Source organism: Pseudomonas sp. FG86 (genome assembly GCF_057808775.1).
This window is the reverse complement of the sequence record NZ_JBMDIS010000014.1, coordinates 36681-49201: the sequence shown is the minus strand read 5'-3', so window position 1 is coordinate 49201 and position 12521 is coordinate 36681. Positions and strand designations below refer to the sequence as shown.

The following is a 12521-nucleotide window of genomic DNA, read 5'->3' as shown; positions in this document are numbered from 1 at the left end:
TGAAGTGCCTGACCAACAACAATTAGGGGCCACCCCATATGCAAACCTGGCAACAGCTCTACAGCCCGCTCGGCAGCCTCGGCCTGTCCGCACTGGCAGCCGTCATTCCCATCGTATTCTTCTTCCTGGCCCTGGCCGTGTTCCGCCTCAAAGGCCACGTCGCCGGCAGCATTACCCTGGCGTTGTCGATCCTGGTGGCGATCTTTGCCTTCCAGATGCCGGTGGATATGGCCTTGGCCGCAGCTGGCTACGGCTTCGCCTACGGCCTGTGGCCCATCGCATGGATCATCGTGGCCGCGGTATTCCTCTACAAACTGACCGTCAAGAGCGGCCAGTTCGAAATCATCCGCAGCTCAGTGCTGTCGATCACCGACGACCAACGCCTGCAAGTCCTGCTGATTGGCTTCTGCTTCGGCGCGTTCCTCGAAGGTGCCGCCGGCTTCGGTGCGCCCGTGGCAATTACTGCCGCGCTGCTGGTCGGCCTGGGCTTCAACCCACTGTACGCCGCAGGCCTGTGCCTGATTGCCAACACCGCACCCGTAGCCTTCGGCGCACTCGGTATTCCGATTATCGTCGCCGGGCAAGTCACGGGCATCGATGCATTCAAGATCGGCGCCATGACCGGCCGTCAACTGCCGTTGCTGTCGCTGTTCGTGCCGTTCTGGCTGGTATTCATGATGGACGGCCTGCGCGGCGTGCGCGAAACCTGGCCCGCAGCGCTGGTTGCAGGCTTGAGCTTCGCCGTCACCCAGTATTTCACCTCCAACTTCATCGGGCCGGAACTGCCGGACATCACCTCGGCGCTCGCCAGCCTGGTGTCTCTGACCCTGTTCCTGAAGGTCTGGCAGCCCAAGCGTACTGCTGGCGCACAGATTGCCGGCGCTACCTCCAGCGCAGCGGTCACCGCCAGTGCCGGCGGCTTCGGTCTGCCGCGCAGCACAGTCGCCTCGCCGTTTAGCCTGGGCCAGATCTTCAAAGCCTGGTCGCCGTTCCTGATCCTGACCGTGCTGGTAACCATCTGGACCCTCAAGCCCTTTAAGGCGATGTTCGCCGCGGGCGGCTCGATGTACAGCTGGGTGTTCAACTTTGCGATCCCGCACCTGGACCAACTGGTCGTCAAGGTTGCGCCCATCGTAACCAACCCGACAGCCATCCCGGCGGTGTTCAAACTGGACCCGATTTCGGCGACCGGCACGGCGATTTTCTTCTCCGCGCTGATCTCGATGCTGGTACTCAAGATTGACATCAAGACTGGTCTTACCACTTTAAAAGAGACCTTCTACGAACTGCGCTGGCCTATCCTGTCCATCGGCATGGTTCTAGCCTTCGCCTTCGTCACCAACTACTCCGGCATGTCCTCGACCATGGCCCTGGTACTGGCGGGCACGGGTGCGGCCTTCCCCTTCTTCTCGCCATTCCTCGGCTGGCTGGGGGTTTTCCTGACGGGCTCCGACACCTCGTCCAACGCCCTGTTCAGCTCGTTGCAAGCCACCACCGCCCACCAGATCGGCGTCAACGACGTCTTGCTGGTAGCGGCAAACACCAGCGGCGGCGTAACCGGCAAGATGATTTCGCCACAATCGATCGCGGTGGCCTGCGCCGCCACTGGCCTGGTCGGCAAGGAATCCGACCTGTTCCGCTTCACCCTCAAGCACAGCCTGTTCTTCGCCACCATCGTCGGGCTGATCACCTTGGCCCAGGCCTACTGGTTCACCGGCATGCTGGTGCATTGAGACCACACGCAATAGGGTAAAAACCGACGCCGAACAACGATTTCGGCGTCAGCTTTCCACAACCTGTCTGCAGGGTCGTAGAGCAAAGCGACCCTGGCGGACAGATAACCGGGACCACCCGGAGAATGCGCCTGATGAGCGAGCTTTTTTACAACGCTGTGCCGAACGCCACCCGTGTCGCAGCGCCTCTGGCCCCGCCACGTGAATACCCCAGCGTAAAACCACCGAAGGTCTACCTGTTCGGCACCTGCGTGGTGGACTTGTTCTACCCCGAAGCCGGCATGGACGCGATTCACCTGCTGGAGCGCGAAGGGATCCGCGTGGACTATCCGCAAGGGCAAAGTTGCTGCGGGCAGCCGGCCTACACCTCAGGCTACACCGAGCAAGCCCGGCAAGTGGCGCGCGCCCAACTGGCACTGTTCACCGACAATTACCCGGTAGTGGTGCCCTCCGGCTCTTGCGCGGGGATGTTGCGCGAGCACTATGCAGACCTGTTCAAGGATGAGCCTGAAACGCTGCAACACGTGCGGGCCCTGGCCGCGCGGACCTATGAGTTGGCCGAGTTCCTGTTGTTCGTATGCAAGGTGCAACTCAACGACAGCGGCGCCCCCATTAAAGTCGCCCTGCACACCTCATGCTCCGCACGTCGGGAAATGAACACCCACCTCCATGGCCGCGAACTGCTGGGCCAACTGCGCAATGTCGAGCGCGTCGACCACAGCCATGAAAGCGAATGCTGTGGCTTTGGTGGGACGTTCAGCGTGCGCATGCCAGACATTTCCGGTGCGATGGTGGCCGACAAGACCCGGGCCTTGCAGGAGTCCGGCGCCCATCAGGTACTGAGTGCCGATTGCGGGTGCCTGATGAACATCAACGGCGCCCTGGAGAAACAGCACGCGGCCTTGCGCGGTCAACACCTGGCCAGCTTCCTGTGGCAACGCACCGGAGGTGGACGATGAACCCTGCCGCGCTGATTCCGACCGTCGAGGTGTCAGAAGACTTCCGCACCCGCGCCCACCAGGCATTGGGCGACGCGCAACTGCGAAACAACTTTCGCAAGGCAATGGATTCCCTGATGACCAAACGGGCAACGTCCTTCAACGATGCCCACGAACGTGAACACCTGCGCGCCCTCGGCAACGCGGTGCGTGCCCGCGCGCTGTCCAAGTTGCCGGACCTGCTGGAGCAATTGGAAGCCAACCTGACCCGTAACGGCGTCACCGTACACTGGGCACAGACGACAGCAGAAGCCAACGCGATCGTGCTGTCGATCATTCGCAAGCGCGAAGCCACGCAAGTGATCAAAGGCAAGTCCATGGTCAGCGAAGAAATGGACATGAACCACGTGCTCGCCGCCCAAGGCATCGAATGCCTGGAGTCGGACATGGGTGAGTTCATTGTTCAGCTCGACCATGAGAAACCGTCCCACATCATCATGCCGGCGATCCACAAGAACGCCAGCCAGGTCGCGTCGCTGTTCCACGACAAACTCGGCGTGGAATACACCCAGGATGTCGACCAACTGATTCAGATCGGTCGCCGCGTGCTGCGGGAAAAGTTCTTCGAAGCCGATATTGGCGTCTCGGGCGTCAACTTTGCCGTGGCTGAAACCGGCACATTGCTATTGGTGGAAAACGAAGGCAATGGCCGCATGTCGACCACGGTGCCCCCGGTGCATATCGCCGTGACGGGCATCGAGAAGGTCGTTGAAAACCTGCGCGACGTGGTGCCGTTGCTATCGCTGCTGACCCGCTCGGCGCTGGGCCAGCCGATCACCACCTACGTCAATATGATCTCCGGCCCGCGCAAGGCCGATGAACTCGACGGCCCGAAAGAAGTGCACCTGGTGCTACTGGATAACGGCCGCAGCCAGGCGTTTGCCGACAGCGAATTGCGCCAGACACTCAACTGCATTCGCTGCGGTGCCTGCATGAATCATTGCCCGGTCTATACCCGAATCGGTGGTCACACCTATGGCGAGGTGTACCCCGGCCCTATCGGAAAAATCATCACGCCGCACATGGTCGGCCTGGCGAAAGTGCCGGATCACCCCAGTGCCTCCTCGCTGTGTGGTGCCTGTGGTGAAGTGTGCCCGGTGAAGATCCCGATTCCGGCATTGCTGCGCCGCCTGCGCGAAGAAAATGTAAAAGCACCGAATAGCCCACACCCCGTGATGCGCGGCCAAGGCAGCAAGTATTCACGCAAAGAACGATTTATCTGGAACACCTGGGCCCTGCTCAATCGCTCACCGAGGCTGTACCGGTTGTTCACCCTGGCCGCGACTCGCCTGCGCGCTCTGGCACCGAACAATGTCGGGCCCTGGACGCAAAACCATAGCGCGCCGAAACCCGCCGCCCGTTCGCTGCATGACCTGGCACGCGAGCATCTGGCCAAACAGGGAGAACGTTGATGAGCGCCAAGCAGAATATCCTCGACAAATTGCGCCAAAGCCTGACAGGCACTACACCGGTGCCCGACCATTTTGACGAAGCCCTGGTAACCGAGATCTATACCTACCCGCCCGAGCAGCGCATCGCGCAACTGCGCAAGCTGATGGAAGCGGTGCACACGGAGATCCACCTCACCCACAGCGCCAACTGGCCGCCCTTGCTCGCACAACTGCTGCAAGCACGCGACCTGCCCAGCTTGCTGATTGCACCAACAACGCCCCACGGGCGCCGCATCACCGAACATTGGGCGAACAATCCACAACTGCCGGTGCTCAAAGCCTATGACCGGCCGGTGGAAGAATGGAAAGCCGAACTGTTTAACGAGACACCGGCCAGCCTGACCACTACCCTCGGAGCGATTGCCGCCACGGGCAGCCTGATTCTTTGGCCGACGCGGGAAGAACCGCGCCTGATGAGCCTGGTACCGCCGGTGCACTTTGCGCTGCTCAAGGCCAGTGAGATTTACGACAACTTTTATCAGGTCCAGCGCCAATTCGCCTGGGCCCAAGGCATGCCCACCAATGCCCTGCTGGTGTCCGGCCCGTCGAAGACCGCCGACATCGAACAAGTACTGGCTTATGGCGCCCACGGTCCGAAAGACCTGGTGGTGCTGATCCTGGAGGACCAATGAGTCTGCCTGCTGCTTTTCTCACTGACGTCGCACAGCTGATCCCGAGCAATCGACGCTTCGACGACCCACTTTCCACCCTGGCATTCGGTACCGATGCCAGTTTTTACCGACTGATCCCACAACTGGTGATCCGCGTGGAGTCGGAAGACGAAGTCGTGGCGCTGCTGCAACTGGCTCAGCGTGATCATGTGCCAGTGACGTTCCGCGCGGCAGGCACCAGCCTCTCCGGGCAGGCCATCAGCGATTCGGTGCTGATCGTACTGGGGGACAACTGGAACGGCCGTGAGATTCGTGGGCAAGGCACACAAATCCGCCTGCAACCCGGCGTGATTGGCGCCCAAGCCAACGCCTGGCTGGCGCCGTTCGGGCGCAAGATCGGGCCGGATCCGGCGTCGATCAACGCGTGCAAAATCGGCGGCATCGTTGCCAACAATGCCAGCGGCATGTGCTGCGGTACGGCGCAAAACACCTACCACACCCTGGCCGGCATCCGCCTGGTATTGGCTGACGGCAGCCGCCTGGACACTGAAGATCCGGCCAGTGTCGCGACCTTTCGCACACAGCATGGCGCGCTGCTGGAACGCCTGGCGAGCCTCGGTCGAGAGACGCGGGCAAACGCCGAATTGGCTGCAAAGATCCGCCACAAATATCGTCTGAAAAACACCACCGGTTTGTCACTCAACGCCCTGGTGGATTTCGATGAACCGCTGGATATCCTCAGCCATCTCCTGGTGGGCTCCGAAGGCACGCTGGGCTTTATCAGCGCGGTCACCTACGACACCGTGATTGATCATCCGCACAAGGCGTCAGCGCTGATCGTATTCCCGGATGTCGAGACTTGCTGCAACGCCGTGACGGTCCTGAAAACCCAGCCAGTCTCAGCCGTTGAGCTGCTGGATCGACGCAGCATGCGCTCAGTGCAGGACAAACCCGGCATGCCCGCGTTCGTACAGCAGTTGTCGGAAACCGCCTGCGCGCTGTTGATTGAATCCCGCGCCGCATCATCCTCTTTGCTCCACGAACAACTGGCGCTGATCATGGCGTCCCTGGCCGCTTTCCCGGTGGAAAAACAGGTCGACTTCAGCGAAGACCCAGTGGAAAACGCCCGCCTGTGGGCGATTCGCAAAGACACCTTCCCTGCCGTCGGCGCCGTGCGCAAAACCGGCACCACGGTAATCATCGAAGACGTGACCTTCCCGGTCGAGCAACTGGCCATCGGCGTCAACCGCTTGATTGAGCTGTTCGATAAACATCACTACGACGAAGCCATCCTTTTCGGACACGCCCTGGAAGGCAATCTGCACTTTGTGTTCACCCAAGGCTTCAACAGCGCCGAGGAAGTCACACGCTACCAGGCGTTCATGGATGACGTCGCGCAACTGGTCGCGGTGGAGTTTGGCGGCTCGCTGAAAGCCGAGCATGGTACCGGTCGCAACATGGCACCGTTCGTCGAGCTGGAATGGGGCAGCGACGCCTATCAATTGATGTGGCAACTCAAGCGCCTGCTCGACCCCAATGGCATTCTCAACCCCGACGTGGTGCTCAGCAACGACCCGCAAATCCATCTCAAGCACCTCAAGCCGCTGCCCGCCGCCGACGAGCTTGTGGATAAGTGCATCGAGTGCGGTTTCTGCGAGCCCGTGTGCCCGTCGAAAGGGCTGACCCTGAGCCCGCGCCAACGCATCGTGATCTGGCGTGACATCCAGGCGAAAAAACGCGCCGGCGTCGACACCACCGAATTGGAAACGGCCTACCACTATCAGGGCATCGATACCTGCGCGGCCACCGGCTTATGCGCCCAACGCTGCCCCGTAGGAATCAATACCGGCGACCTGGTGAAAAAGCTTCGCGCCCGCGACGCCGACCATACGAAAACCGCCGAATGGCTCGCCAGCCATTTCGCCACGGCATTGCAAGGTGCGCGCTTTACCCTGCACGTCGCCAATGGCGCCCGCATGCTGCTGGGCGCCCCGCGTCTGGCGAGGCTGTCGGCCAAAGTGACTCAACTGTCCAAGGGGCAAATCCCGCAATGGACCAACGCCATGCCGCAGCCGGAAAAAGCCATACGCTTCAGCCCTCCGGTCACGGACGAACGACCACGGGTGGTCTATCTCGCCGCGTGCGTCTCGCGCGCCATGGGCCCTGCGGCTGGGGATAAAGAGCAAATGTCGCTGTATGACAAAACCCGTGGCCTGCTCGAAAAAGCCGGTTACCAAGTCGTGCTCCCCGACAACCAAGACAGCCTGTGCTGCGGCCAGCCTTTTGCCTCCAAGGGCTACGCCGAACAGGCCGAACACAAGCGCCAGGAACTGATCGGCGCCCTGCTCCACGCCAGCCGTGGCGGTCTTGACCCGATCTACTGCGACACCAGCCCCTGCACCCTGCGCCTGGTGCAAGACCTGGGCGAGACCCGCCTGGATCTCTACGACCCCGTGCGTTTTATCCGAACCCACCTGATGGACCGCCTCGACTTCACACCGCAGGAAGCGCCGATCGCGGTACACGTCACCTGCAGCACCCAACACCTGGGGGAAAGCCAGGCACTGATCGACCTGGCGCGACGCTGCTCGAAAAACGTGGTGATCCCGGAAGGCATCCATTGCTGTGGTTTCGCTGGCGACAAAGGCTTTACCACACCGGAACTCAACGCCCATTCCCTGCGAACGCTCAAGGAGGCGGTGCAATACTGCAGCGAAGGTATCTCCACCAGCCGCACCTGCGAGATCGGCCTGAGCCAACATGGCGGCATCGATTACCACGGCCTGGTGTACCTCGTGGACCGGGTCACCCAGGCACGGGCGCATTAATCCGGCAAAAAAACAGAACCCCTGCGCACCGGCGTAGTCATCTGCATAGGCCTCGGCGACCGAGGCTCATCAGTGATGTCGCTGGCAGCCCATGACGGCCAGCAGCGTCGAGCCCTATTTCGCAAGGAGATACCCTATGAAGCGTTCCGCTCTTGCTGGCTTGTTCATTACTGCTGCGATGCTGGCGTCACCTGTTTTCGCAGCCGGCGAGCCCGACCTGTGCAAGATCAACCTGGACAAAATCAACAACGGCAAAGCGCTGCTAGCCACCGACACCAGTGGCAAAAGCGGCGAGATCGATACCGCCGTGTCCCAGGCCAAGGCAGCCCACGCGGCAGGTGATGACAAAAGATGCATCGAAATCACCTCCAAAGCGTTGCAGGACCTGCAAGACAGCGACAAAGGCGGCAAATAGTCCATCGGATGCTCAAGACCAACCTTCGGGTTGGCCTTCTGTGACCGTTTGACGTACACTGCACAGGCTTGTCACTCACTAAGAAACAACGAGTTACAAGCACGGGGCCGTTTAGGATTCGACGCCGGTCGCGAAACTTTAGGTGCATGCCGAGTTGGTAACAGAACTCGTAAATCCACTGTTGCAACTTTCTATAGTTGCCAATGACGAAACCTACGGGGAATACGCTCTCGCTGCGTAAGCAGCCTTAGCCCTTCCCTCCTGGTACCTTCGGGTCCAGCAATCATCAGGGGATGTCTGTAAACCCAAAGTGATTGTCATATAGAACAGAATCGCCGTGCAGTACGTTGTGGACGAAGCGGCTAAAACTTACACAACTCGCCCAAAGCACCCTGCCCGTCGGGTCGCTGAGGGTTAACTTAATAGACACGGCTACGCATGTAGTACCGACAGCGGAGTACTGGCGGACGGGGGTTCAAATCCCCCCGGCTCCACCAAATGATCAAACAAAGACGTCCACGGACGTCTTTTTTTGTGCCTGCGAGCCAGTAAATACGCGGTTTCCAGCGCTTTTGCGGTCTTTTGAGAGTTTTTGAGTTCCAGCCATTCGGGTATTCCAGAGGGTATTCCATCACATCCGGTGCTAATCTTTGGAATACCGAATCAGTGCCTGAGGAGAATCTCATGCCTGCTCAAAACCTCCGTCTCTCCGATCGACAGCTCAAGGGAGTCAAACCCGCGTCCAAGGATTACGTCCTTACTGACGGTGACGGTTTGCAGCTCCGAGTACGCAGCAACGGTTCGTTGCTGTGGAATTTCAACTACCGCGAACCGGTCACCAAGAAGCGCATCAACATCGGCTTCGGGACCTACCCCGAACTGTCACTGGCGAACGCACGAAAGAAGGCAGTCGAAGCCCGCGAGTTGCTCGCCCGAGGCATCGATCCAAAAGTACAGCGCAATACGTTGAATGAGGCCAAGCGCGCAGAAACGGAACACACCTTCGAGAACGTGGCCACCGCCTGGTTCGAGCTTAAGAAGGACTCGGTCACCCCGGCCTACGCCGAAGACATCTGGCGGTCGCTCTCACTGCACGTGTTTCCCGATTTGAAGACGACACCACTCGCGAAGATCACCGCGCCGATGGTGATCGCATTGCTTCGCCCAATCGAAGCGAAAGGCAGCCTGGAGACGGTCAAACGTCTTAGCCAGCGGCTAAACGAGATCATGACCTACGGCGTAAACTCCGGCCTGATCTTCTCCAACCCGCTCAGCGGCATCAGGGCTGTATTCAAGAAGCCCAAGAAAGAGAATATGGCTGCGCTTCCGCCCGAAGAACTCCCCGAACTCATGATGGAGATCGCAAACGCCAGCATCAAACGCACGACCCGCTGCCTGATCGAATGGCAATTGCACACGATGACTCGCCCTGCCGAGGCGGCAACTACTCGCTGGGCAGACATCGACTTTGAAAGGCGTGTCTGGACAATCCCAGCAGAGCGGATGAAGAAGCGCCGCCCACACAGCATCCCGTTGAGTGATCACGCTGTCGCACTGCTGGAGTCACTGAAGGCTCACAGCGGCCATCGCGAATACGTCTTCCCGGCCGATAGAAATCCGCGCACCCATGCCAATAGCCAAACCGCCAACATGGCGTTAAAACGCATGGGGTTCCAGGATCGGTTAGTCAGCCACGGCATGCGCTCGATGGCCAGCACCATCTTGAATGAACATGGGTGGGACCCGGAGCTCATCGAAGTGGCACTGGCGCACGTCGATAAGGATGAGGTGCGGAGCGCCTACAACCGAGCCGACTACATCGAGCGCCGGCGCCCGATGATGGCTTGGTGGAGTGAGTACATCCAGAAAGCCGCGACCGGCAGCATGCTCGCCTCTGCATACGGCCAAGTCAGAGACAAGAACGTGGTGCCGATCCGCTAGCGCTGTACAGGCGCAATAACGGCGGCGACAGCAACTGAGCGCTCAAGATTCGGGGCAAGCAGCCTCGCTTATCCGCTTCTCAGCACGGGTCCTTCCAAACAGGGCTGCAAAGCCGCCCTGTTTGGAAGGACCTTACTTTGAAGAGCTCAAAGCGACCACGTTGTCCAGGATTTACTACGGAATTCCACCGGTGGATAAGCGTTCTTCAAGTCAAAAGTGGCGCTGAATTTCGAACCTTGACCGGGTTTATCCACAGGCGTAAAACTGGCCGTGCAAGAGCTGTCGATGACAGCAACCCAGGTGGCCCGAACCTTTAAGGTCACGCCGCTCTCGCGGTGGTTCCCCCCAAAAGGCGATTCGCGTCCGGCAGCTCGCCCGGTCACCTCCCCGGTGATGGATGCCTACTTCAGATCATGGCCCTCGTACGCCAGACGACACTTCCTACTTCGCTGCCCTGCAGCAACCTATCCGCTTGGCCATTTCATTGCGCCAACCTGCGCCCGTCTCTTTCTTCCGGAAAGAGACGGGCGCCCCTACCGCTGCTGCAGCCCAACTCGTACAAGGCTTTGCGGCATTTCCCCTCGTGACAATCGGCGTGACAAACACCGAAGTCACCAGCAACAGCGATGCAGATGATGGTGCCGCAGCCCACGGAATGGACTGCATCTGACTGACAGTCAGGCATGCCCCGGTCATCGCATAGCTGCCTCACCCAACTCAGGATCTCGCGGCGTCGGTCTCGTCAGCCAACGCAGCCTCCACCCGCCCACTTCCTCGGAAGTGTTCAGGAGGCCAGATCATGAAATGCCCAAGCTCCCGGCCGTAAGGAGCCGTCAGTCCCGCGTTAGCGGACAACCCTCACAGGCCGCAGGGGCCTTGATCCCTGATAACACTCAACATTCTTGGCGGGATGACGTGGGGCGAAGATCGGAGAACAGGCGATGAGGTGACCGACATGGCATTGGTGGGGAGACGCGATGGCCGCAATTTCGGCTACGGCAGGCAATTGAGCTATGCAGGATTGCAGGCCCTGAAAGATATGTTCGGCGGTGGCCATTACGGCACAGTCAAAGCACACTGTGATCGGTGGCAGGCATTTGTCAAATGGTGCCGTTCCGAACTGGGGCCCGGTATCAATGATGCGCGGCAGATTGATCTGAAGGTGTTGGCCGACTATGCGGCGCATCTGCGCGACGTAGTTGGGCGCGGTGAGCTCGCCGTCAGCACTGCACAAAACCGGATATCCAGCGTTAACAGAACCATGGCGGCGCTTCGCGGTGATCAGTGCGTGAAGTTGCCCAGCCCGAGCAAGGCGTTAGGTATGCAGCGTACCGGGGTTCGACAATCAGTGCCGCAAGGCCAAGACCGCGAACAGGTTAAGCAGATCGTCGATGCGCTTTGCCGCCATCATCAGCTACGGGCCACCGCGATCATTCTGTTGGCGCAAGCCACCGGCATGCGCTTGCGTGAGGCCATCTTGGCTGACCTGCCACGGCTAAGTCGTGAGGCTGAAGTCTTCGACAAGATCAATATCCAAGACGGCACCAAAGGCGCCCGTGCCGGTGCCTCGGCGCCACGTTGGATTGCGGCGAACGACAATGTTCGAGGTGCCATTGAGTTTGCAAGGCAAGTGTCGCCTATGGGTAGCCGCAACCTGATCGCACCCATCAAACCTATCTGAATGTCCTGCAAGAGTTCATCCGCCCTGCGCGGGACATCCTGCATGCACACAACCTGAAAGGCTTCCATGAGCTACGAGCGGCGTACGCATGTGAGCGTTATGAGCAAATCACCCAACACCGCGTGCCTATCAACGGCGGTCAATGCTGTCATTTAGATCAGCACCTTGATCGCGAGGCCCGGAGGCGAATCAGTTACGAGCTTGGGCACGGTCGGATCGACGTGGTAGCGGCCTACATTGGAGGGCGAACATGAGTAAGCCATTCGATATGGAGCTGTTCTTGGCTGGCGTGCTGACCGGCTCGCATGCGACCCGGCAACGCCATTTGCGGCAGGCGAAGCTGATTCAAGCTGAAATTGCAGAACGCTGGCAGCGCGAAACACCTTGGGCTTGGCAGAGAAAGCATGTGGCTTGGTTTCTCAGGCGTCGCCTAGGTCGTCGCAGTAAGGCAACGCGGTATTATTACTTACTGACAATAAATATGCTCATTCGTCGATTAGAAAAATCATGGACATTCAAGTGCGAAAGGAATATTTAATAATGGCTGTCAGGACTTTCAGCACATCTACCTGAGACTGCCACTGGCAAATGACAGAAAGACAAACTAAAGAAACCGGGATGGCCGATAGTTAAAATAATTGATGCCCAATTGAACTGCATCTAGCTTAGACCAACACTACGTTTGCCGACACCCCAAGACGGCAAACAATCTTGCTCAAAGTGGGCCCGACCACGTACGTTACGTCTCGCGTCTTGCCGGGCGCCTATAAAAACTAGATCATCTTCGACTATCTCAACCCAAGTCGTCTGAATTCCTTCACGACAATCGGTGAAAGCGACCGGCATTCCTGAACGACCTGGGC

General features: G+C 59.4%; 8 protein-coding genes, 1 other RNA gene and 1 pseudogene. All 10 read left to right on the top strand.

The window, feature by feature from the left end; genetic code table 11:
* Positions 1-38: 38 nt before the first annotated feature.
* The 10 genes and pseudogenes from ACODSV_RS12080 (at position 39) to ACODSV_RS12035 (ending at position 12196) form a co-directional block, all read left to right on the top strand.
* A complete protein-coding gene (locus tag ACODSV_RS12080; RefSeq protein WP_024077455.1) occupies positions 39-1733 on the top strand; it encodes a lactate permease LctP family transporter in 1695 nt (564 codons plus the stop codon).
* A gap of 134 nt (positions 1734-1867) precedes the next feature.
* Positions 1868-2692 carry a (Fe-S)-binding protein gene (locus tag ACODSV_RS12075; RefSeq protein ID WP_041161298.1) on the top strand — a complete coding sequence of 275 codons (825 nt, stop codon included), beginning with the start codon at positions 1868-1870 and terminating at the stop codon, positions 2690-2692.
* The gene (locus ACODSV_RS12070) at positions 2689-4143 is read left to right on the top strand and encodes a LutB/LldF family L-lactate oxidation iron-sulfur protein (RefSeq protein WP_150054431.1); all 1455 of its coding nucleotides are present in this window, start codon (positions 2689-2691) and stop codon (positions 4141-4143) included. The genes ACODSV_RS12075 and ACODSV_RS12070 overlap by 4 nt, the downstream gene beginning before the upstream one ends.
* Positions 4143-4814 (top strand): LutC/YkgG family protein, encoded by a 672-nt coding sequence (locus ACODSV_RS12065; protein ID WP_150054430.1) that lies wholly within the window; start codon positions 4143-4145, stop codon positions 4812-4814. The genes ACODSV_RS12070 and ACODSV_RS12065 overlap by 1 nt, the downstream gene beginning before the upstream one ends.
* On the top strand, positions 4811-7621 hold the full coding sequence (locus ACODSV_RS12060; protein WP_150054429.1) for an FAD-binding and (Fe-S)-binding domain-containing protein: 2811 nt from the start codon (positions 4811-4813) through the stop codon (positions 7619-7621). The genes ACODSV_RS12065 and ACODSV_RS12060 overlap by 4 nt, the downstream gene beginning before the upstream one ends.
* A 136-nt stretch (positions 7622-7757) precedes the next feature.
* The gene (locus ACODSV_RS12055; RefSeq protein WP_024077460.1) at positions 7758-8036 is read left to right on the top strand and encodes a hypothetical protein; all 279 of its coding nucleotides are present in this window, start codon (positions 7758-7760) and stop codon (positions 8034-8036) included.
* A gap of 103 nt (positions 8037-8139) precedes the next feature.
* Positions 8140-8533: a transfer-messenger RNA gene (ssrA, locus tag ACODSV_RS12050) on the top strand.
* Positions 8534-8720: 187 nt separating this feature from the next.
* Positions 8721-9977: an integrase domain-containing protein gene (locus tag ACODSV_RS12045; protein WP_120248826.1), complete on the top strand. Its 1257-nt coding sequence runs from the start codon at positions 8721-8723 to the stop codon at positions 9975-9977.
* A gap of 955 nt (positions 9978-10932) precedes the next feature.
* A pseudogene (locus ACODSV_RS12040) lies at positions 10933-11912 on the top strand (integrase domain-containing protein).
* On the top strand, positions 11909-12196 hold the full coding sequence (locus ACODSV_RS12035; RefSeq protein ID WP_120248824.1) for a hypothetical protein: 288 nt from the start codon (positions 11909-11911) through the stop codon (positions 12194-12196). The pseudogene ACODSV_RS12040 and the gene ACODSV_RS12035 overlap by 4 nt, the downstream one beginning before the upstream one ends.
* Positions 12197-12521: the final 325 nt, after the last annotated feature.

What these genes read in the sequence shown, in the direction of transcription:
- ACODSV_RS12080 (WP_024077455.1), top strand. Translation starts at nt 39, where the DNA reads ATGCAAACCTGGCAACAGCTCTACAGCCCGCTCGGCAGCCTCGGCCTG.
- ACODSV_RS12075 (WP_041161298.1), top strand. Translation starts at nt 1,868, where the DNA reads ATGAGCGAGCTTTTTTACAACGCTGTGCCGAACGCCACCCGTGTCGCA.
- ACODSV_RS12070 (WP_150054431.1), top strand. Translation starts at nt 2,689, where the DNA reads ATGAACCCTGCCGCGCTGATTCCGACCGTCGAGGTGTCAGAAGACTTC.
- ACODSV_RS12065 (WP_150054430.1), top strand. Translation starts at nt 4,143, where the DNA reads ATGAGCGCCAAGCAGAATATCCTCGACAAATTGCGCCAAAGCCTGACA.
- ACODSV_RS12060 (WP_150054429.1), top strand. Translation starts at nt 4,811, where the DNA reads ATGAGTCTGCCTGCTGCTTTTCTCACTGACGTCGCACAGCTGATCCCG.
- ACODSV_RS12055 (WP_024077460.1), top strand. Translation starts at nt 7,758, where the DNA reads ATGAAGCGTTCCGCTCTTGCTGGCTTGTTCATTACTGCTGCGATGCTG.
- ACODSV_RS12045 (WP_120248826.1), top strand. Translation starts at nt 8,721, where the DNA reads ATGCCTGCTCAAAACCTCCGTCTCTCCGATCGACAGCTCAAGGGAGTC.
- ACODSV_RS12035 (WP_120248824.1), top strand. Translation starts at nt 11,909, where the DNA reads ATGAGTAAGCCATTCGATATGGAGCTGTTCTTGGCTGGCGTGCTGACC.